At 43.8% G+C, this 21848-nt stretch carries 14 protein-coding genes, 2 tRNA genes and 1 pseudogene; 2 read left to right on the top strand and 15 right to left on the bottom strand.

Annotated features, from left to right (window positions below):
- Nucleotides 1–37 precede the first annotated feature (37 nt).
- The 9 genes from ABNE31_RS08455 to ABNE31_RS08415 form a co-directional block, all read right to left on the bottom strand.
- Nucleotides 38–2680, bottom strand: coding sequence for a hypothetical protein (locus ABNE31_RS08455; protein WP_293287566.1), 2643 nt, complete (start codon nucleotides 2678–2680; stop codon nucleotides 38–40).
- Nucleotides 2681–2698: 18 nt separating this feature from the next.
- A complete protein-coding gene (locus ABNE31_RS08450; protein ID WP_293287568.1) occupies nucleotides 2699–3544 on the bottom strand; it encodes an ROK family protein in 846 nt (281 codons plus the stop codon).
- Complete coding sequence (locus ABNE31_RS08445; protein WP_293287570.1) at nucleotides 3544–4800, bottom strand: MFS transporter; 1257 nt, start codon at nucleotides 4798–4800, stop codon at nucleotides 3544–3546. The genes ABNE31_RS08450 and ABNE31_RS08445 overlap by 1 nt, the downstream gene beginning before the upstream one ends.
- Nucleotides 4801–4853: 53 nt before the next feature.
- Nucleotides 4854–5741: a PIG-L family deacetylase gene (locus ABNE31_RS08440; RefSeq protein WP_293287573.1), complete on the bottom strand. Its 888-nt coding sequence runs from the start codon at nucleotides 5739–5741 to the stop codon at nucleotides 4854–4856.
- A gap of 202 nt (nucleotides 5742–5943) precedes the next feature.
- On the bottom strand, nucleotides 5944–7323 hold the full coding sequence (locus ABNE31_RS08435) for a RagB/SusD family nutrient uptake outer membrane protein (RefSeq protein ID WP_293287576.1): 1380 nt from the start codon (nucleotides 7321–7323) through the stop codon (nucleotides 5944–5946).
- An 18-nt stretch (nucleotides 7324–7341) separates the two neighbouring features.
- On the bottom strand, nucleotides 7342–10863 hold the full coding sequence (locus tag ABNE31_RS08430) for a TonB-dependent receptor (protein WP_293287578.1): 3522 nt from the start codon (nucleotides 10861–10863) through the stop codon (nucleotides 7342–7344).
- Nucleotides 10864–10925: 62 nt separating this feature from the next.
- On the bottom strand, nucleotides 10926–12104 hold the full coding sequence (locus tag ABNE31_RS08425) for a FecR domain-containing protein (protein WP_179385385.1): 1179 nt from the start codon (nucleotides 12102–12104) through the stop codon (nucleotides 10926–10928).
- A gap of 154 nt (nucleotides 12105–12258) precedes the next feature.
- Complete coding sequence (locus ABNE31_RS08420) at nucleotides 12259–12813, bottom strand: RNA polymerase sigma-70 factor (protein WP_166250123.1); 555 nt, start codon at nucleotides 12811–12813, stop codon at nucleotides 12259–12261.
- A gap of 316 nt (nucleotides 12814–13129) precedes the next feature.
- A complete protein-coding gene (locus tag ABNE31_RS08415) occupies nucleotides 13130–13351 on the bottom strand; it encodes a hypothetical protein (protein ID WP_293287580.1) in 222 nt (73 codons plus the stop codon).
- A 316-nt stretch (nucleotides 13352–13667) separates the two neighbouring features.
- Between ABNE31_RS08415 and ABNE31_RS08410 the strand changes: the two genes are divergently transcribed.
- Nucleotides 13668–14462, top strand: a complete 795-nt coding sequence (locus ABNE31_RS08410) for an alpha/beta hydrolase family protein (protein WP_293287582.1) — start codon at nucleotides 13668–13670, stop codon at nucleotides 14460–14462.
- 312 nt (nucleotides 14463–14774) lie between these two features.
- On the opposite strand, the gene ABNE31_RS08405 is transcribed toward ABNE31_RS08410, so the two are convergent.
- The 6 genes and pseudogenes from ABNE31_RS08405 to ABNE31_RS08380 all read right to left on the bottom strand — a co-directional run bounded on the left by ABNE31_RS08405 (nucleotide 14775) and on the right by ABNE31_RS08380 (nucleotide 20546).
- The gene (locus ABNE31_RS08405; RefSeq protein WP_293287584.1) at nucleotides 14775–16037 is read right to left on the bottom strand and encodes a HipA domain-containing protein; all 1263 of its coding nucleotides are present in this window, start codon (nucleotides 16035–16037) and stop codon (nucleotides 14775–14777) included.
- The gene (locus tag ABNE31_RS08400) at nucleotides 16037–16357 is read right to left on the bottom strand and encodes a helix-turn-helix transcriptional regulator (protein WP_293287586.1); all 321 of its coding nucleotides are present in this window, start codon (nucleotides 16355–16357) and stop codon (nucleotides 16037–16039) included. The genes ABNE31_RS08405 and ABNE31_RS08400 overlap by 1 nt, the downstream gene beginning before the upstream one ends.
- A gap of 273 nt (nucleotides 16358–16630) precedes the next feature.
- Nucleotides 16631–17878, bottom strand: a complete 1248-nt coding sequence (locus ABNE31_RS08395) for a site-specific integrase (protein ID WP_293287589.1) — start codon at nucleotides 17876–17878, stop codon at nucleotides 16631–16633.
- 227 nt (nucleotides 17879–18105) lie between these two features.
- Nucleotides 18106–18180: transfer RNA gene (locus ABNE31_RS08390), tRNA-Pro, on the bottom strand.
- 136 nt (nucleotides 18181–18316) lie between these two features.
- Nucleotides 18317–18400, bottom strand: a tRNA-Ser gene (locus ABNE31_RS08385).
- A 111-nt stretch (nucleotides 18401–18511) separates the two neighbouring features.
- Nucleotides 18512–20546: pseudogene (locus tag ABNE31_RS08380) on the bottom strand (HDIG domain-containing metalloprotein).
- Between the two features lie 111 nt (nucleotides 20547–20657).
- Here ABNE31_RS08380 and ABNE31_RS08375 point away from each other — a divergent pair.
- Nucleotides 20658–21833 (top strand): acetyl-CoA C-acyltransferase, encoded by a 1176-nt coding sequence (locus ABNE31_RS08375; protein ID WP_349353014.1) that lies wholly within the window; start codon nucleotides 20658–20660, stop codon nucleotides 21831–21833.
- Nucleotides 21834–21848: the final 15 nt, after the last annotated feature.

Here is a 21848-nt window from a genome sequence, read left to right as displayed (position 1 = left end):
GAAGGTTTGGCCATCCCTTTTCCGAAGATTACACGTTTTACTTGATATTGGCCTCATCCATCCAATAGAGCAGGTATGGAATATTGTAGCCATGTGTCCAACCAAATACCCGGAGTCCTTGATTGGTCTGCCAATTCGTGAAGCGCCCCTTGCTCATGGGCAGATTGGATATTCCCAAAAGGTCCTTGCTATATTCTTCAGATGTTTTATAGTCATCCGGTGATTTTGGCAACTCACCTACCTTGAGCATTTCTGCCCTTGCCAAGGCTTCGTCCAGATAGCTCTTTTCGCCACTAAACTCATATCCTAACAACAATGGAGATATGGTTGCTAAATAAGATTCCATCTCGTGGTTCAACGGTGGCACATCGCGAACCCATCTTGCGTGCCTCAACAAGGCTTTGCGCACTTCTTCATCCCCGGTGATCTGTTGATACTTATAAAGTCCCTGTGCCACATAGGGCTGGGAATAACCATATCTATCCAACACCAGGTTTCCTCCTTGACGCTCTTGGAATTCAAGCATCAATCGTACCCTATCGTCCAGTTCATCCTTATATTTCTGTAATTTGGTGGCATCGTATAACTCCACCATATTAAGTACGGACAAATACAATCTTCTACCCCGTAGATCATGCTCGCCCCATATACGGTTGATATAGGTATCACCGGTCATTTTAGCTACTTCCAAAGCCCTATGGTCGCCTGTTAGATAGTAGTCCGCAATCCAACCCTGGATCCAAACGTGCGCGCTCAATAAGGAATACCAATGTTCTGCGGCATGTCTCCTTCCAATTCCCAGGTAGGGTGTGGATTCCGGCTCGTCCTTGAAATCCCAAAAGTCTATGGCATCGTTGATCTGACCATAATACGTTCGTTTTTTGGGCCAGTGTACATTGTCCACATCCATGGTATGTCTGCTCATGGCCTGGGCCATCTCAAAATATTGTGGATCTCCCGTACGCATAAAATTGGTCCAGAGCATAAAATCAACGGTGGGCTCATTGTTGGTCCACTGTACCCAATGTCCGTTATAATAATAGGTCTTTCCATCACCATAGTTGAACATGCCATACCAGGGTTGGTTCTTTTGGTTGTAGGCCCACCATTGATATCGATATTGAAGTGCATTTTCGAACTCGGTATGCTCGGAAGAGGCCGGTGCCATGTTACCGTACACTTTGGAATTGGTGTACCATTCCGGTGCAGCATGCGCAACAGGACTTTCCACAACATAATCCATAGTTTCGGCAACATCGCTCTTGTTATCGTGGAAATAATAAATGAATTCGGTCGTTTTGGTTATCCCTTGGGCAAAATTGGACAACATGCCGCCGTCCATTGCAGTGTGGTGCCTTTCAAAACTCATCGGTCCGTTCTCCTCTGGCCAAATGCTTCCCAAAAGTATATGGTTGACCGGGTCTAATTTTATCCCTTTGGGATATTCTTTCATAAAGTTTCGGATTCCTACGCCGATCCCCCTTTTTCCATCGGTCACGTTCAACCAACCTTTGGCCCTTTGTGACGTGGCCACATCGTCTTCTCCAAGGGTAACGGTTGCTTGGAATTCCTTGTCATTGTTGATGTTCCCATCACTGTTTTCGTCCAATTGGTTGAGATAGACATCCCTCAAGGTCGGTGGACTTTTTTTAGCCGGTCCCTTTTGCAGTAATTGAACGGAGGAATCATCAAGACTAACTTCTTGCAAGGCGGTTGGTGCTTTATCCTTCTTCCATGAACCCTGTTGCAATGGCATGGAAACCAATGAATTATCGTCAAGATGGTATTTAAGTTGGAGGCCAATCCCAGCTATTTGATCGTTGGGCTGCATCCAACCCGGATCGTCCGCTGTGTTCTCCGAAATGATTTTTTTATTTTGGGTCGCAATATTAGCATGCTCCCCTTCCTGAATTTTGTGTTTATCGGGAATCCCCGTATAGGTCATGGTATGCAATACTTTGATGTAGCTTTTTCCTGCGTAGGTATGCAACCAAATGGTAAAAGGGGAAATGTTGTTATCTTCCCTACTATAGGTATATGTCCCCTCTATTCTAAAAATGGAATGCATGGGGCCTGATCCTTTCTCCCGGAATACTTCATGGATAAATGCTTTGGATGTATCAACTCCGGCATCATCGAGCAAATCGAAGAAGGATCCCCTATGACTTCCAGGGGAAGATGCGATCAGCTCTTTTTCCGAATACTTACCATCGTTGTCGGAATCCAAAAATACCTTGTCCAAAAACCCGTCACCCTTTTTATCGATAGTGAAGGATATCTCCCCGGTATTTACTTCGATCCCACCACCTGGCCGCATATTGTTGGCCGATATGATTTTTTCCTTAGGCCCCATTGGGACCACTCCTTTGCCATACTCCAATACATAATCCGTTGTTTCTTCGGAGAAGAAAAATACCCATACCCATTTAATGCTATCATCGATAGGGTCCCAGGTACTTACCTCTGTGGTCTGGCAAGGGATTTCCATACCATCGGATGTCAGTAAACGAATATGGTCCACTGAATTTAATGCTCCTTTCGGAAAAGGTATCCCTAAGGTAATGGGCGCCCCTTTTATATTGTTTTCAACGGTAATGGCTAGCTGGTTTCCTGTCGCCTTTGGTTGGGTACAGGATTGAAGTAACAAGCTTACCAGAATTACTGATAGTAATATTCTCATGTTCAGTAAGGTTAATTTTTAAAGACAAAGTGCGGCAGCCCCCAAGATGGGCGTGTCCACTAAATCCGAGATTTCTATTTTAAAATTTTCTAATTGCTTTTGGTATGCGAATGTTTTGAGTGCCTCATCCATTGCAGATGTAAAAAATGGATGTGCCCTACTAATGGAGCCTCCTAAAATGATGGCTTCGGGGGCAAACAAATACAGTATGTTCTTTATCGCCTCCCCTAAATGCACACCATATTCCACAAAGGCAGCGAGAGCTTGCGCATCATTTTTCAATGCTCTCCCGTAAAGCGTTTTTGCTGATGTACCATAGACCTTTTCAAAAAAGAAACTGCCCGTATATTCTTCCAGAATACCATCTTTGTAGGATAGCATTCCAACTTCTCCGGCACCGCATAAAACTCCGCTATATAATTTATTCTCTATTATGATTCCCATACCAAGCCCTGTTCCCAAGGAAAGGGCAACACAGTTTGCATAATTCCTTGCTTTTCCGAAATGCTTTTCCCCCAAAGCGAAACAGTTGGCGTCGTTGTTCAAAAAAGCGGGTACGTTGAACCGATCCTCCAAGAGTTGTTTTAAGGGCACCGTTTTCCAAGACGGAATGTTCTGCACATCAAAAACAACTCCGGAATCTTTGTCTACCACTGCTGGCACCCCAACACCGATGGCGGTCACGGACTCCGTCATTACTTCTTCAATGGTATCGTATAATTTGGATAGGGAGTTTTCCAGTGGATCCGTTTTCACCACCATGGAATATCCGGTCTGTTCCACTTTCGTGCCCATAACCCTTCCCGATTTAATTTTGGTACCTCCTATATCGACCCCGACAACAGTCCTGTTTTCCTTTTCCACTAATCCTTTTTTAAACGTATCGTCTTATTGTTCACCAAAGGTTTGGCCCAGAATCCTATGGTCAGGATAAAGGCCAAGGGAACCAGTAAAAAGAACATTCCTGATTTCAAAGACATCAATTCGCCCAAACCCCCTACTATAAATGGGATTACGGCACCGCCTGCAATGCCCGTACAAAGTATACCGGATAAAGAACCATGATGTTCCTTGACCGAGTTGAGTGCCAGAGAAAATATGATGGAATACATAACGGATATAAAGAACCCCACTGCAGGAAAACCGATCAACGCCAGTTGTGCCGTTCCGGTAAGGGCCAAAATCAAACACAGCATGGTAATGGCCGTTGTAAGAATGAGCAGTTTTCTGCTATCCATAAACCTGAGAAGCAAAAGGCCCAGTAAACAACCTACGGTCAACATGGCCCAGAAATAGGAAACGGTATCGGCTCCTATGGTCTGTGGGTCAAGGCCATGGTATTGGTTCAGGAATTGGGAAATCCAGTTTCCGACTCCTTGTTCCGTTCCCACATAGCAAAAGATGCCCAGAAAATACAATAGCGTCCATTTGTTCTTCAACAGGTCCCAATAGGAGCCCTTATCCCCTGCCCTTTCTTCCTCGGTCTTTTCAAATCTGGGATACTTCGTCAAAAAGACATAAACAAACAACAGGAATGAAATGGCCGCAAATACGATGTACAAGGAAACCCAAGGAAACTCTTTTGGCACCCATCCCCGTAGCATTCCCGCTAGGGTATCATCGGTATTGTCCTTGCTTACCAGATACTTGTACAGATAGGGACTAAGGAAGGAAGCGGCACCGAAGACCAATTGCGCCAACACCGAGTTGAACGCAAAGTGCTCCTCGCCACCGGCGACCCGTAGCATTGGATTGATGATGACCTGTAAAACAGCCATACAACAGCCCAACACAAATAACGTAACGCTAAAGACCGCATATTGGGGAAAAATGGCAAACCCCAGGGAAGCAAGGCCCATGACCAAAAATGAAATGGAAAGCAATGATCGCTCACCATATCTTTCGGATAAAAAGCCCGCCGGTATGGACATGATGCCATAGGCTATAAAGAAAGTGAACGGTAATAGGCCTGTTAAGGTCAGGCTTAGATCAAAACTATCCTTGACATCCACTATGATGGAGTTGAGAATATTGGTGATAAATGAGATCACAAAGAAAACGATCATCACCAATGCGATAATATGGACGTATCTTTTGGTCTTGGGCTTGCTAATATCCATGGGTGGTGGGTTGGTTATTTATTTTTGGATGCTACCTGGGGTGTTCTTTACCATTATTTGGTTCCCAACATGGGAAACAACATTTTTATTTCTTCATCCGACGGCTGTTTTCCATACTCGCAGATTTCAAAGAACTCCACTTGTTTCACTTGGGAAACATCGACACCTGGGTACCATTTTTTTACGGCCTCCAAAGTACTGGCATCAGGTGCCCTGTTCATCCAAGCCTCCTTTAACCAAGCCAATCTTGCCTTTTCCTCTGTGGGTATGGTAGAGACGTCTACTCCCCTTGTCCATGGCAACCATTCGAACATTTGTGAATCGTGGGCAGCCAATCCTTTGACTTTGGTATCGATGACATCATCAACAATGACCGCAATATCCTTTTGGAAGGGATAGGGCTTTTTAAAGTGATCGCTCATATACAAAAACACCGGGTTCTTTTTAAGGGGAGGGGTATCGGGTGCGACATTGGGTACAATGTTCATGTACGCTGCATCCTGTACTACCGAACCGGCATTTCTATGATCTGGGTGGTAATCGTTTGGCCGTAGTCCCAAAACGATATCGGCATCCCAGTCCCTAATCCTGCGAATTACCTCCAATCTCACATTAAGGGTCGGGAACAATTCGCCATCGTGATTGTCCAATACCTCATACTCGGATATCCCCAACGCTTTTGCAGCGTCCTTGGCCTCTTGCCTGCGTTTTTTGGCCAAAACTCCACCTCCCATCGCATAATGACCTGCATCACCATTGGTCAAGGACAAAAACTTCACATTATGGCCCATTTTTGCAAACAAGGCCGCCGTGCCCCCAAATTTGGAGTCGCAATCATCCGGATGTGCTCCAATGGCTAAAATGTTCAATACTTTTTTTTGTTGGGCCTGAATGGTTGAAAATGCAAGGCATAGACAAATGGCCAGTACTAATTTTTTCATGTTGTTTTGGATAAATGGTTCATTAAAATTTTTCAGTTCAAGGTCTGGTCGTCCCGCAAGGGACAACTATCACGGTGACATGTTTTAAAGCGATTAATTCGGTGATTCACCTAAAGCAATAAGTAGGAAATTCACGGTTTGGGATCAATCAAACTAACCTAATGAATGAAAACATGCACTTGTTTTTAATGTCTTTGCTTATTTAGTTCTGTACAAAGTTTGGATTGATGTCAATTTCCCTTTGCGGGATAAAGAAGTACTCACGGGTATCCGTTATGAAGTCCTCTGCCTCTAGGACCTTATTTACGGCACCAAAGCGTTTGAGGTCGGGCCATCGGTGATTCTCAAAAGCGAGCTCTACCCTTCTTTCCTGTAGCAACTTGTCTTGAAAAGTCCCTGGTGTCGAAGCATCGATATCCGGAAGCCCTGCTCTGTTCCTTACCTCGTTGATTAGGTCGTAACTCTCCGAGCTTTCCCCCAAGGCTTCTGCCAGCATGAGGAGCACATCAGCATATCGAAAGACCACAAAATTGATATCGGAGTCGTTTTCAATGGCCAAATCGGATTGGTATTTTCGGACATGCCTGGCTTCGACCACCTCTCCTTCCGCGTTGATATAGGTGGCACCCATGGATACCTCATATCTCAAGTCCCCGTCCTCATAGGCCTCTTGCATGGAAATGGTAGGACGGTTACGTCCAAACCCAGCTCCGGTCTGCAAATCGGTACTTGGTGAAAAATCATTGGTGAAAACGCTTCCTTGGCTAATTCCACCACTGATATATTGCACTTCAAATATCGACTCGGCATTATTTTCATTGGCAACGCCCCATAAATCGGCATAATTGGGCAACAGTTCGTAGCCATAGTTCCCAATAATGCGTCTTAAGACGGTTTCCGCTTCCGAATTGTTGCCCAAGGTCAGCAGTACTTTGGCCAGTAAGGTTGCGGCAGCGCCTTTGGTCGCTTTTCCCACCTCGTTCCCTGAGTAGGAAACGGGAAGGTTTGCCTCCGCCTCGGTCAAATCTGTCACCAATTGTTGCAATATGGTGGTCTCATCGACCTGCACCAATTCATCACCGCTAACAAAAGGGGTCAGTTGCAGCGGAATATTTCCAAAACCGATGGCCATGTGATAATAGACCAACGATCGAATGAACAAGGCTTCCCCTGTAATCCTATTTTTGAGTTCCGCATCCAATTCGATGGGAGGTATACGATCTAAAATGACATTGCAGTTGGCAATTACCCGATATGACTCGCTCCAAGCTGCGGTAATCTGTTCATTGAGCGCATCCTCCGTAAAGGAATTGATTTCAGTATACTGCCTCGCCAAACCAGTGGCATCCGGGCCTTGGTCGGTATTGTCGCTGCGCATCTCGAACATCGTCCAATAACCCCGTCCGTAGATACCCGTACTCTGTAGACCTGCATAGCTGGCATTAATGGCCACCTCAAAGTCTTCCGGGGCATTGTAAAAGTCTGCCTCATTTCTGTTGGAAATTGGGGCAAGATCAGTAAATTCTTCACTACACCCGGTCAATAAAGCCGTACATAGCATTATATATAAAATTCGTTTCATCTTTCTGAGGTTTTTAGGTTAGAACTTAAGGTTTACGCCCATGGTAAAGGATTTGGTCAATGGAAATGCCCCATAGTCCTCCCCAGGTGTCAAACTGTTCGTTGTAATACTGCTCACCTCTGGGTTATAGCCAAGATAATCGGTTATGGTAAAGAGGTTGGTGGCGGTAACATAGAACCTAAGTCTCTGGATCTTACTTCCAAAAAAATTATCCGTTGGCAGCGTATAACCCAGGGTCACGTTACGCAAACGTACGTAAGACCCATCCTCAACTTGAAAAGAAGAGGGCCTGTTATTGTTCCCATGGTTCCCGGACAATCTATCCGCCCTGGGAATGGACCCGTTCCCCGGGTCGGAAGGGGATCTCCATCGTTCGTTGAAAACTGCGTAGGAATTGAAATTGGCCTCTCCGTTCTTCATGTGCCGGGAGGTCAGGTTCAATATTTCATTGCCCTCCGTTCCTTGAATCAAAAAGCTAAAATCAATATTTTTGAAAGTCAGTCGATTGTTGATACCCCAAATAAAATCAGGGAAATAACTACCGGTAACGGTCCTGTCGTCCGGGGTGATCTGTCCATCCCCGTTGATATCCTTGAACCTAAAGTCACCCGGTGCTGGATCGGGAGCTTGGGTATCGACCGGTGCATTGGCGATTTCCTCTTGCGACTGATAGATACCATCTACCACATATCCATAATAACTGCCGATAGGATCCCCTACCTGGGTGACGTGCCTTACGCCTGCACTTCCAGAAGAAAATATGGGCTCATTGTCTACATTCAATGACAGCACTTCATTTTTATTGGTTGCAAAATTGACATCCGTATTCCAAGTGAAGTCGCCAACAAAATTCTTGGTGCTCAGGGCGATTTCAAAACCCGAGTTTTTTACTTCTCCCAGATTTCTCAAGTTGGTCTCAAATCCAGATACGGAAGAAATGGCCACATTCAACAATAAATCCTTTGTGCGCGTATCATAATAGTCCGCCAAAACGAAGACCCTGTTATTGAACAAGCCCAATTCGATACCTGCATTGATTTGCTCGGATTTTTCCCAAGTTAAGTTAGGATTGGGTATCGTACTTTGAACCAGTCCATTGATCTGGTTGCCCCCGAGATTATAGTTTTGAGGCGCAAGAAGCCCTACGGCACCGTAGTTGGGAATCTCAAAGTTTCCGGTCTGGCCCCAGCTTAGGCGGAGCTTTAACTCAGATATGGATTCTGAATCCTTTAAAAATGTCTCCTCGTTCAATCGCCAACCTACAGAAAAGGATGGGAAGTAGCCGGTCTGATTATTTTTACCAAATCGTGAGGACTTATCTGAACGAATCGTTCCAGTGAACAAGTATTTGTCCTTGTAACTGTAATTCACCCTAAAAAGGGCAGACAATAAAGACCATTGTTCCTGGATAGAGGTTCCGCCAAATACCTGACCTCCACTTATGGTCGGGACCAAATCATCCGGGTAATTATTGGCAAGTACCTGTTTTAAGGTCAGGTTATCCTTTTGCGCGGTATAACCGAGTACCGCATCCACGTAGTGATCGCCGTACTCCTTTTTAAAATTCAATGTATTTTCCCAGAGCCAATTGGTCTCTGTGGAAGAGGACGCTTGACCGTAAGGGTTACCATCCGCTGAATTTCGGAACAATAGGGAGCTTGCCCTATAAAAATCTTGGTTGAAGAGATTGATATAAACACCTCCAAAGGTTTTAAAACTCAATTCCGGCAGGATGTCATAGGTCAATCCAAGGGTTCCCCTAGTCTGGAATTGGAATATTTGGTCATCCACAGCCTCTATGATAGCCAAAGGGTTACTGGCCGTTGTGGTACCTCCGCCCAAATAGGACTGATTGTTTAATTGATTGATCGTACCATCAGGATTGTAAGGACTTACGGTTGGAGAGTGTACGATGCCCGAATAAACGATTCCAGGAGGGGTTGCAAAATAAGGTGCAGATGCCGGTACCCTTTGATTTTCGGTCACTGTTGGGGCCAAACGCACATCCAAGTTCAATTTTTCTGTCAATTGGGAATTGAGATTAAGCAAAACTGTATAACGCTCAAACTTGGCCTTGTCAATAATTCCTGTTTGTGAAAAATATCCTGAGGACAGATAAAAACTGGTCTTATTCCGTATCGGTGAGGCGTAAGAGAAGTTATAACTCTGTACAATTCCCGTTTTAAAGAGCAGATCTTGCCAATCTGTATCCGTACCATCCCAGTTGATAAAGGATTCGGGCATTTCGTAATTGGTGTTACCTCTGTCTCCAGGACCAATGGGGTCATCTATGGACGCTCCGTCCACCGACTGAAGATAGGCGTTGTTTCTAGCATCCCTTGTAAAGTCGATCAACTCCGGTGCGTTCATCAGATCAAGCTTATTGGCCACAGATTGGAGGCTTAAGAATGAATCAAAGGAAAACACCCCTTCATCTCCATTAGAACCTTTTTTGGTGGTAATCAATAATACCCCATTGCCACCCCTAGAGCCATAGATAGCAGCGGCACTGGCATCCTTCAAGACCTGAATGGACTCAATATCGTTAGGGTTTAGCGTAGCCAGTGGATTAATCGTTGGTGGCTGAAAGGCCGATCGCCTGTTTGACACCCCACCCAATTGGCTGGAGGAGGTAAGGTTCCGTGAAATAGGAATCCCGTCCACAACAAACAGTGGGTCGTTTCCCGCTGAAATGGAACCTGAGCCCCTTACCCTGATATTGGGAGCGGCACCGGGCTCTCCTGATACCTCTTGTACTTGAACACCGGTTACCTGACCGATAAGTGCGGCTTCTGGAGTGAGGGCAGGAACCTCGGTAATCGTCTCGGAGCTTACCGAAACAACTGATCCCGTAACTTTCTTTTTTGCCAAAGTACCGTAACCGACAACGACCACCTCATCCAATGAGGCAGCGTCTTCTTCCATAGTAACGGTTACTGTAGTAAGACCGGCAACATTCACCTCTTTAGGCCTAAATCCTATGTAGGAGACCTGGATCACGGTTACCCCTGAGGGCAAGTCAATTTCAAAATTACCATCAAAATCGGTAGTAACACCTACAGTGGTTCCCTTTGCAATAATACTGGCGCCTGCCAAAGGAATCCCGGACTCATCCAACACCAGACCGGTCAAGGTGGTTTGTGGGTTATCCTGTTCAACCTTTCGTTGTGGGACCAAGTTGGGCAAGGATTCAGTCCTTTTCTTAATGACTATCTGCCTTGCAATGATCTTAAAAGTAAGGTCTGTACCCTTAAAAACCTCCTCAAAAAAGTCGGCTACACAGCGATTTTTACCAAGAACGGTAACTTTTCGGTCCAGGTCCACCTCCGAAGCCTCATAAAAAAACTTGTACCCTGTTGTTTGGGTGACGGTCTCAAAAACTTCGCTCAGTTTGGTATCGAAAAAGCTTTTGTCCACCTTGTCGTACTGTGCACAGGAAGCTGCATTGACCTGACCAAAAAAGAGGATCAGAAATAGGCCGTACAGCATGTTTTTGCCCAATTTTGGGCATGATGCACCTTTAGTTATGGTTTTTTTCATAATTGAATTAGTGTAGTTAGTTAGTAATTGTTTTTTGGTTATTGGTTTTTACTTCATAGGCACTATTGTTTATGAGGTTCATTTATTATTATCATTTCATTTTTTAGGTAATAACTAAATTGGGTATGCGCCTGTATGGTTCTAAGGACGCGATCAATATTTTCTTCATCGAACATACCCGTAAAACGTCTTTCTTCAAGCTGTTCAAATCTATTGTCTATCTGGATGCCGTAATGCCGTTCCAACCTTTTGATGATTTTGCCCATGGGCTCGTTCTCAAAAACAAGGATTCCCTTGGTCCATGAGATGTAGGGGGAAACATCGACATCTTCGATAAGAAATTCGTTGCCTTCCCTTGGATTACTGGAGGCCTTTTGGGAAGGTTTGAGCATTTGCTCTCCTTCCAGCGACTCCCTGAAAAGTGTTCCTACCCCAACTGAACCTTCAACCAAGACCACCTCATTGATTTCATCTTCTGGGTAGGCCGAAACATTGAAAACTGTACCATAGACCTGGGTATACATTTTGGAGGTCCGTACAATAAATGGTTTATTCGGGTTCTTGGCCACCTCGAAATAGGCTTCTCCTGTTACAAGCACCTCTCTCCGGTCAGCACCTTCAAAACTTGATGGGTATGTCATGGTCGAGCCCGCATTGAGCATTACAACGGAACCATCGTCCAGTGTTACCGATAGACGCTCACCTATGGGTACACTTAAAGTGTTTTTGCGTGTAGACCCACTGGTTTTTCCGTTGTCCCTTTGTGTCAACACCCCGTTGATCACTGAGACCTCCGTAGTTCCATTTTTGCTTTTAACGGTATTGTTTGATGATGGTTTCAAGACCAGTACCTCTCCATTGTCCAGTTCCAAGGTAATCTGGTCGGGACCTACATTCAGAGGAACCTTTTCAAATAGTTGCTGATTTAGAAGAAAGTATAATGAGGACCCCAAGAAAATAACCGCAATTGCAGCATATTTCCAGAGGTAAGGACGGCTGTAAAGTCCTTTCACCTTTCCATTTTCCTTGCTCTTAATGGTATGCAGGAACTGCTCAAAGGCCACCTCGGTATCCCATGGTCTATCCTCGTAATTGACCAGATAGTCGGCTTGTACCAACTTTTTAAAGACTTCTTTGTTGTTTCCTTTCTTTACCCATTCATATAAAATGGCCAATTCTTCCTGGGAAGCCTCTTGGTTGATATACCTAGTAATGATTCTTCTAATATCAAGTTTGGTCATTTGATGTATTTTGTCACTTTATCAAGAGACGTAACTTTTTCAAAAAACCCTTATAGAAATCTAAAATTTTAACATTTTAAATGGAGAAAGTACATATATAACCCACTTATTGTGGAAATCCAACTACGATAAAGCAATAATGGAATGGTGAAAATTAAAGTAAACTGGTGAGCTGGGCCCTAAGCCGCTTCATGGCTTTGGCCATATGTACTTCCACGGTCTTTATGGAAATTTGAAGTTGTTCGGAGATTTCTCGGTACTTAAGCCCCTCTCGCTTACTTAGGATGAACACTTTCTTGCACTGTTCAGGGAGGTTGTCGATTTCCTTTTCAACTTTCCTGAGCCTTTCTTCGAAAAGGGAGGTATCCACATCGGTGAGGTCGAGATAAGCCTCCTGTTTTAATTTCTCGAGCAGCTTAAATTCCTTTTTTCTCTTTCGTTGTACATCGATGAAAAGGTTATAGGCCACTTTAAATAGGTATCGCTTAAGTTTGTTATCCTCGACCTGTAACTTCTCGCGATTGTCCCATATCTTGATAAAGGTTTGTTGGGCAATATCTTCGGCAACCTTGGGGTTTCCGGTAATTGCCGACAGATAATTACAGAGTTCTTTATGGTATAGTGTAAATAGATGCTCATAGGCAGCCGTAGAGCCTCTTTTTAAGTGCTCCAATAGATAGGATTCTTTGGTAAAGCTATGTCGATCCATTTTTTCGCCTTTCTTTTAAGCGCTCCTGTTCTGGTAAGGTTTCGGTGGAATCGAATTCTTACTGTTTGCACAGAACGCTTTGTTTCATAACCTAAGACATTTACATCGATATTCTCGATCAGCTTAAATCATAAACGAAAAATGTGCCTTATGAAGAAGAGACAATCCCTTTGTATGGAAAGATTTATCCAATCTAAAGGAATGGGCATTTCACAATAGCATGTGTAAAAACCAATAATATTATTTCCAAAAAACGTTAACAAATTATAAAAAAATCTTTAAACCTGATTATTTTTTTGACTTTAATGTAAAAAAGCTATGGTCTCTTTGCCGATTCAGTAGTGGGCACCTGCGTCGAACAAGCAACTTCCATTGAGCGGCTCACATCCAGTATCGGTCGTTTGCCCGCTTCGGCCCTATACCCGTTTAAGAAATTGACAAAACTACCTTGGAATTCGGCCTGAATAGATTGTAAAAGATATTTGGAACCGGTACCGACCATCATCAACAGCTCCCACGAACTTAGGTGCGCGCTCATGCACATTTCACCCCTGTAGATTGATTTACGACATTCTAAAAGGAATCGTGAACCAAGTGTTCCCTGCATATTTTGCCCATGGTACCAGTACGTTTTTTCAACAAAGGATCTACTAGTTCATGTCCATTATTTATCGCTTTTTGTTATCTTACATCAATGATATTGTGGACCGTCAAATATTAACAGGGTATATTGGTCCCTATACCCTAATCAATTAAGGATATCCATAGTTATGAGAACATGCGCAATGCTACTTTTTTGGCTGGCCATCCATACTGCACTATTAGGTCAAAGTAAGATCTTGGAAAGCCAAGTTATGAATAGCGATCTTTTAAAAACAGAGGTCAAGTATTCCATTTATTTGCCGGATGGTTATGACTATTCCGAACGCCATTACCCCGTAGTTTATCTTTTAAACGGTTATACCGGTGATGAAACAAGTTGGATTGAATCGGGGGGAATGCAACAAATAGTCGATCGCGAGATTGAGCAAGGAAATATCCAGAAAATGGTGATTGTTATGCCAGATGGGGATGACAGGCTCTATATGAACAGAACGGATGGCACCTATCCATATGAGGATATGTTCATGAAGGAATTGCTCCCTTATATCCAAAACAATTACCGTGTTCGTAAAACAAAGCGATATACAGGTATCAGTGGCCTTTCCATGGGCGGGGCCGGTGCCTTACGACTGGCATTCAAATATGACCAACATTTTGGAGCCTGTGCCGCCTATAGCTCTGCCATATTCACCGAAGAATCCGTTACTTCTTCGGACCAAGAATCCATGGATGGATATATCTCAAAAGCGATGCCCGATATGGTGGGCACAAAGGGCGAAAAACGATTAAATAAAAGCTACAGGGAATATGATGTGCTTCAATGGGTAAAAAACAAGGACCCAGAACTATTGAAAAAAGTAAAAATATATTTTGATTGTGGGGATGACGATTTTCTTACGCTCGGAAATGCCCAGTTGCACAAGGAACTAGTGCTTAGGCAGATACCTCACGAGTACAGGGTCCGTGATGGTGCACATACTTGGCCGTTTTGGCGTGAGTCCTTACCAGTGGGCCTAAAGTTTATAAGTGATTCTTTTTGGAAATGATATAAGTCTCCTGAACACGCTTTTAGCAGAAACCTTCCAATCAAGCAAATGCCTTTTGGAATGATAAATTAACTTTTACGGTCGATGAACTAGTTTATTTCAGCATCATCTACAAACACAGGAGTTCTCCCAGAACTTAAATTAATGGAAAACAAACATTTCGAATTCCCTAGTTATAGCCGGAGTTAATTTTGGGAGGAGGTCATTCTCCCGGATTCACCAGTTTTAAATTGTCCGGTTTAACGGGAGAAGGCCGGTCATATATAATGTCAATGTTTGCGACATTTGTTTTAGGGAAAACTAATTTTAAAGTCAAAATCTAAAAGCATTTCCCATCAATTCCATTTCAGTTCTTGGTATGCCTAGACTTACCGCGAGTTGCTCCCATCGTGAAACATTTTTTTTAATGGATTCAAGGATATTCTTGGCCTCCTTTTCCTTTAGACGGAAATACGGAGCCACCTCCATCACCAAATCAAAATCCAGTGCATTATCATTTTCGGAAATATTCAGTTTTAAACCACCGCCATTGGGAGTAGGATTTATATCGTATGCGGGAGAAAGCACCCAACCAGAATTGGACAATAAAAAACCATGGTTCCGTAGATGGTCATCCGTATTGGAAATACAAACATTAAATGCAATACGTCTCCATAACTTCTTCATATCATTGTCCACATCAGCTCCCTGTTGCATCAAAAATTCAACAAGCTCCAAATAACTGACCCCATCTTGATAATCTGCCCCATCAGTATACCCCAACAGTGTCATCGCGGAAGCAAAATGAATCCGGGTTCCATCCTTTTTACGATCAAATCGCTGTGTCAAAAATGTATGTTGATGGTACGAAAATCGTTGAACTTTGGATGGTGCCATGGCTATACCGGATTGAATGGCCAACCGATAGGCCAACATCTCCCAAGCGCCCATGTCCTGCCTATCATTCTGGCTTGGAAACTTCGCAATCCACAAGCTACCATCGGTATCACGGATATTGGCCTTGGGCCTTGCACCGCCCAAGGAAGAACCTGGTGCCATTAACATGTTCAGCCATTTTAGATATTCCGGATGGTCTGGGGCATCATCTTTTTCCAATTGCAAACTGGCATATTCAAGGTCTCTCAAATTCGTGAACGGGGGAGCCGCCTTTGTTTGGTCATCATCCAAAAACGATCCATCCGGTGTTGTTTTAAATCGTAGTCCTCCCATTCGGTTACCATCATACACCCCTAGAAGATAATCGGATTCCAACAAGGTCTTAGGAGGCCTTGATTCGATTCTTGCTCTTGCCGCCTCTTTACGTAACATCAGCACCCTGCCCCAACGATCAGGGGATGAATCCAAGAAAATGCCAAAATTGGACTTTTCGTCATTCAAGTATTGCTGTCCCTCAAACAATTGTAGATCCGGATCGATGATCTGTGCAAAATTGGACCGGAGCCAAGCCTTATCGTATTCAAAGGAAAATATTTCTTTTTCCCTTGAAGGTGTAGCATACAAAAGGCCCATTGGGACAGGTCCCTTTATCCCATCCCAATCAGCATAGACCCATATTTCCCTTCGTTCCCGTGCCATTATATATTTGATTTTTTCGGACCTCGCTCTTTAATGGTCAGTTCAGCATCTTGTATTTTCCTTCCCAAAACATCATCTTCGGCCAAATGCAATACGTCCTTTTCCAAGCCCAAAACCAACAAAACCTTAAGGAGAACACCTATGGAAATCGCAGGGTTTCCTTGTTCCAGGGTAGAAAGGGTCGGTCTGGAAATACCGGCACGCTCAGCAACCTGTTTCATCGTAAGCTTCCTGCGCAAACGGGCCAGTTTGATATGCTCTCCAACCGTTTCCAAAAGCTTCCTGTTCTTAGGCAACAATACAAGACTATTTCTAGACATAACGTAAAATATTATTTACTATTATATGTAAATATACAAAAGGTATTTTACGTTATTAAAAGTATATATTTAAAAATGAATTACATTGAATTGGTGTCAACCCATTTATGGTAAACATGTACTTCTAATGTCAACTTAACTATCCGGTGGAAACTTTTCAATAATAGGATTACTTTTCACTCGTTAAAGTTGAACCCAGATTATAAAAAAACTTTATCTAAATTCGATATTGCGTTCGCATAAATAAGTTTGCCCTTTATCGAAGTGCAAACCTTATCCCCCAGCACTTCTATCGACCTCTTTACTTTTAAAACGAATCAAAAGATTATCGATATCCTCACTTATCTTGGACTCCACTACCCTGGCGTAAATTTGTGTAGTGGATAGTTTAGTATGTCCTAGGAGTTTAGAAACCGTTTCAATGGGAACATTATTGCTCAGCATCACCGTAGTGGCAAAGGTATGTCGGGCCACATGAAAGGTGAGATATTTATCGATTTTGCACGCCCTGGCTATTTCCTTCAGGTAGGCGTTTGTCTTCTGGTTGGAACAAATGGGAAGAAGTCCCTTCCCCGGGGAATCTTCTTCATCCCAGTATTTTTCCAAAATGGCCCAGGCTTGGGGAATCAAGGGAACCTTGACCATAACATCCGTTTTTTCGCGTTTGGTACTGATCCACCGGTTACCATCAAAGCCCTTGATAATGTTTGCCTTGACCAGGTCCTTAACATCCACATAGGACAGACCCGTGTAACAGGAGAAGACAAAACAATCCCGAATCCGCTCCAAACGTTGGTTTGTAAGCACAGTTCCTTCCAATCGGTGAAGTTCCTCTTCATCCAAAAACTGCCTATCGAACTTTAAATACCTAAATTGGATCTGGTCAAAAGGGTTCTTCTCCATCCACTCCATTTTTATCGCCAGGTTGAGCATTTTCTTGAATCGTTCCAAATGCTTCATCACCCCGTTGTTGCCCAGTGAGAGCTTATTGTTGGCATCCCGGTATCCCCGCAGAAAATGTTCAAATTGCGTTACAAAGGCATAATTCAGTTGTTTGAGAAAAACATCGTTCACATTCAATTCTTCCGATAAAAACCGATGAATGTACCTTTCCGTTGTATAATAGTTCTTCATGGTCCCTGGTTTCAAGATAACGGACATCTTCTCATTATGGTAACCGACCAGATCCTTTAATGTCTTGTTCGTATCATCCTCACCAAGATAGCGTGATTTGATGGCATCGGCGGAAACCACCCTATGCTCTTCCAAGAGTTCCCTATGGCACACCAATAATGCACCATATACAGTGTCCAGATAGGCGTTCAACTCCCTGATGTGAGCTGAACTTCCCCTGACCTTGTTTCTGTTGGTGTCCCAATTTTTGGTGGACACGGTGCGTTTTAGACTGATTTCCGATCGTTTTTTATCCACCGTTATGCGTACATAAAGGGATAATTGATCGGCACTGCGTTTTGATTTTCTGGTATAGAAACTTACCGCGAAAGTGTTTTTTGCTTTCATTTTGCATGACTTTGGTTAAACAATTCCTGTTGAATCGAAAGTCAAATCAGTTACAAAAGCCCTTTAAAGATAGTACAATTTAAGCAAATGGTTGTACACCGAATTACGCACCTGATTACACACCTATTGGTTGATTTTAAATGATATCAGATGAATGCACTAAAAACAAAAAGCACTGAAAATCAAATGATTAACAGTGCTTTATTTTCACCTATTTAATTAGGTTGTCGGGGTGGCAGGATTCGAACCTGCGACCTCCTGCTCCCAAAGCAGGCGCGATAACCGGGCTACGCTACACCCCGAAAACAGTTTCAAAAACTGTAACTTTCAATACAAAACTCCTCATATCAAATGGCATACTCGTTGAGTAGACCGCTCGGGCGGAGCCTGTGCCGAGCTAAGTCGAGGTGCTACACCCCGAATTGTATTTGGAAAAAGCGGAGAGACTGGGACTCGAACCCAGGCAGCACTTACGCGCTGACAGATTAGCAATCTGCTCCGTTACCACTCCGGCACCTCTCCTTTATTTCTTATGAACGTGCATTCTGAAAATGCGGATGCAAATGTACCTTTTCAGTTACAAGATCGCAACTATTTTTCCATTTTTTTGATGGAACTTTTCCAACTGCCCTGCTATTCAGGATATTCCACCCGCAAATGATAGATATTCGTAAGCTTTTGCTTCAGAACTTTCTTTACCATCTCAATTTCCTTTAAAGTGATATTCGCATTCAAGTACTGATCGGCTTGCATCTGTCCTTTTACGATTTTCTCGACAAACTCATCAATAATGGCAAAGGTGGGGTTTTTAAGGCTCTTTGATGCTGCCTCAACGGCATCGGACATCATCAAAATAGCCGTTTCCTTGGAAAATGGAATAGGTCCGGGATATTGAAAACTCTCCATATCCACCTCTTTTTCCAATTCCTGCTGTTTCTTATAAAAATAATAGACCACCGTGGTCCCATGGTGGGTACGGATAAAATCGATTATACGGTCTGGTAAATTGTTTTTTCTCGCAATTTCTATTCCATTGATACGTGGTCTATAATGATTTTTGCACTTTCCTTGGGGGGCAAATCATCATGTGGGTTCACATTGGTGATCTGGTTTTCCGTAAAGTAGGTAGGCTGCTCCATCTTACCAATATCGTGATACAATGCCCCTACCCTAACCAACATCGCGTTAGCACCAATTTCGTTCGCCGCTGCCTCGGCCAAATTGGCCACCTGCAGGGAATGATGGAATGTTCCCGGTGCTTTGTCCGACAGCTCCTTGAGCAGCTTGGAATTGGTATCGGACAGTTCCAAGAGCGACACATCCGAAACCAGCCCAAAGAGTTTTTCGAACATATAAATCAAGGGTTGTGCAAAAAGGGTCAACAAACCGTTCAGCACAAAGACCCCGAACAATATCCATTCTATGTTCTCCAAATTACCCTCGTGGATGGCGTGGAATGCAAAATATCCGATAATATAAATCAGGGTAATCTGACCTACCGAAATGAACAGATTCGCCCTTTTGTAGAGCTCAGAAGCGGTCAAAATGGTCACAATTCCCGCAATAATCTGCAAAAAGATGTATTCAAAACTGTTGGGCACCACAAAGCCAAGGATCAACACGGTCAATACATGAACGAACAGTCCCAATCTAGCATCAAAAAAGTTCTTGAGCACCAATGGTAAAATACAGAGCGGGACCATGTACACATAGTTCTCATAATGCTTCACCATCAAGGTAGTAGCGACCACCATCAACAGTATGTTGAAGAAAATAAAGGTTACCTTATTGTTGTTCTGAAAGATTTCGTTCCTGTATCTTTTCAAAAAAAGAAATAGCATGATCAACACCAAAGCCACCAAAATCGTGTAACCCAGTAGGATGAAATAGAAATTACTGCCCATCCAGAGTTCAGATTCGTATTCACTCTTGAGCGAGTTCAATATTTTAAAGTCCTCCGATTCCACGATTTCTCCCTTGGCAATGATCAATTGTCCCTGATTCACCTCCCCCCGGGTATAGGAAACTTTGGAAAGTCATCATTTAGTGCGCTATCGGTCAATACTTCGTCATAAAACAGGTTGGCCCTTACGGTATTGTTTATGATTGTCCGCAAAGATGTGGCACCGGAAATTCCCGAGTCGTTCAAGCGCTGGGAGATGTCTTTTTTGGCCTGGTCCACATTGAGGTAATCACCGGGTGAAATGGGTTGTGCCTCATTGTTCTTCACCACCACGGCAAGCTCGGATTCCGGTAAATTTTGAAATATGCCGTTATCGTAGATTTCATTGATGATTTGCTCGGCTAAATTTCTGAGCGCTTGGCGCTGTGACGAACTGTAGGGTTCCGATTGAAAAAGCAGGTTCAATTCTTGGGCTACTTCCGTTTGCACATCGGAAACCGTAGCCGTATTGTAGGTGAAGTAATCCGTTTTGTTTTTTCGGATGGCGGACTTCTCGGCTTCTATTTCTTCGGGAGTTTTCTGAATGGAAAAGTCGATAGGGGCGTACAGATTTTCATATTGCCATGGCTTTCCTCTTTGAAACTCGTATTTGAACTTTCCGCCCTTTGGGAAAAAGAACACGATCAAGGCTACCGAAACCACATACAGGAAATATTTATAGACCAGTGATTGGTGCTTGTATACGTTATCCAGTGTTTTTCCCATTCCTTATGCTGTTAACCTCAAAAATAGAAAATATATATCACAAGTCGGTTGGCTTGCCTTCTTATGGTTTGCATTTAAATTTAGTATTTTCGCAGGAGTAAAAATGCACATATGAAAAAAGTAGTAATCGTATCCGCCGCAAGAACCCCAATTGGGAGCTTTATGGGAGCCTTATCTACCGTTCCTGCCCCAAAATTGGGCGCTGTGGCCATAAAAGGCGCTTTGGACAAGATTGGTCTTAAGCCAGAACTGGTTGAAGAAGTATTGATGGGGAACGTGGTACAGGCCGGAACTGGACAGGCCCCTGCGAGACAGGCCGCTATTTTTGCCGGAATTCCGAACACTGTTCCCTGTACCACGGTGAACAAGGTGTGTTCTTCGGGCATGAAATCGATCATGCAAGGGGCACAATCCATTGCTTTGGGCGAAAATTCCATTGTTGTGGCCGGGGGGATGGAAAATATGAGTTTGATACCGCACTATGCCTACATGCGAACAAGCACCAAATTTGGTCCTTCCACTTTGGTGGATGGTATGCAAAAAGATGGTCTTGTGGATGCCTACGACCAAAACGCGATGGGTGTATGCGCCGATGCCTGCGCCACTGAATATAAGTTTAGCAGGGAAGATCAGGATGCCTATGCCATCCAATCCTACAAAAGATCTGCCGAGGCCTGGAAAGCCGGAAAGTTCAATAATGAGGTAGTACCCGTAGAGGTGCCCCAACGCAGAGGAGAGCCCATTATAGTAAGCGAGGACGAGGAGTTCAAAAATATCAAATTGGAAAAAGTACCCGCATTAAGGCCTGCCTTCACCAAGGATGGAACGGTGACCGCCGCAAATGCTTCCACTATCAACGACGGGGCAGCGGCAGTAGTGCTTATGAGCGAAGAGAAAGCCAAGGAACTGGGACTTACCCCATTGGCCACGATAAAAGGGTATGCCGATGCTGCCCACGAGCCGGAATGGTTTACCACTGCACCGGCAAAGGCATTGCCTAAAGCACTGGACCGAGCGGGAGTTTCCATTGGGGATATTGATTATTTTGAGTTTAACGAAGCCTTCTCGGTAGTGGGATTGGCCAACATGAAAATTCTAGGCCTCACCGATGCCAACGTTAACGTTAATGGTGGTGCGGTTTCCCTAGGTCACCCATTGGGATGCTCAGGTGCCAGGATAACCATTACCCTTTTGAACATATTGGAACAGAACAATGCCAAATTGGGAGCTGCAGCCATTTGCAATGGTGGTGGTGGTGCGTCGTCCATTGTTCTGGAAAGAAATTAGTGATTCAATCCGTAC

Origin of the sequence: Flagellimonas sp. MMG031 (genome assembly GCF_040112705.1) — a bacterium.
Taxonomy (GTDB): Bacteria; Bacteroidota; Bacteroidia; order Flavobacteriales; family Flavobacteriaceae; genus Flagellimonas.
Note: the sequence above shows the minus strand (reverse complement) of the source record. Positions and strands in the feature narration are given on the sequence as shown.

Excerpts from the sequence above, each read along its gene's own strand:
- ABNE31_RS08415 (WP_293287580.1), bottom strand. The coding sequence starts at position 13,351 with ATGAGCGCGCACCTAAGTTCGTGGGAGCTGTTGATGATGGTCGGTACC.
- ABNE31_RS08405 (WP_293287584.1), bottom strand. The coding sequence starts at position 16,037 with ATGGCACGGGAACGAAGGGAAATATGGGTCTATGCTGATTGGGATGGG.
- ABNE31_RS08435 (WP_293287576.1), bottom strand. The coding sequence starts at position 7,323 with ATGAAACGAATTTTATATATAATGCTATGTACGGCTTTATTGACCGGG.
- ABNE31_RS08445 (WP_293287570.1), bottom strand. The coding sequence starts at position 4,800 with ATGGATATTAGCAAGCCCAAGACCAAAAGATACGTCCATATTATCGCA.
- ABNE31_RS08375 (WP_349353014.1), top strand. The coding sequence starts at position 20,658 with ATGAAAAAAGTAGTAATCGTATCCGCCGCAAGAACCCCAATTGGGAGC.
- ABNE31_RS08395 (WP_293287589.1), bottom strand. The coding sequence starts at position 17,878 with ATGAAAGCAAAAAACACTTTCGCGGTAAGTTTCTATACCAGAAAATCA.
- ABNE31_RS08425 (WP_179385385.1), bottom strand. The coding sequence starts at position 12,104 with ATGACCAAACTTGATATTAGAAGAATCATTACTAGGTATATCAACCAA.
- ABNE31_RS08455 (WP_293287566.1), bottom strand. The coding sequence starts at position 2,680 with ATGAGAATATTACTATCAGTAATTCTGGTAAGCTTGTTACTTCAATCC.
- ABNE31_RS08440 (WP_293287573.1), bottom strand. The coding sequence starts at position 5,741 with ATGAAAAAATTAGTACTGGCCATTTGTCTATGCCTTGCATTTTCAACC.
- ABNE31_RS08420 (WP_166250123.1), bottom strand. The coding sequence starts at position 12,813 with ATGGATCGACATAGCTTTACCAAAGAATCCTATCTATTGGAGCACTTA.
- ABNE31_RS08400 (WP_293287586.1), bottom strand. The coding sequence starts at position 16,357 with ATGTCTAGAAATAGTCTTGTATTGTTGCCTAAGAACAGGAAGCTTTTG.
- ABNE31_RS08430 (WP_293287578.1), bottom strand. The coding sequence starts at position 10,863 with ATGAAAAAAACCATAACTAAAGGTGCATCATGCCCAAAATTGGGCAAA.
- ABNE31_RS08410 (WP_293287582.1), top strand. The coding sequence starts at position 13,668 with ATGAATAGCGATCTTTTAAAAACAGAGGTCAAGTATTCCATTTATTTG.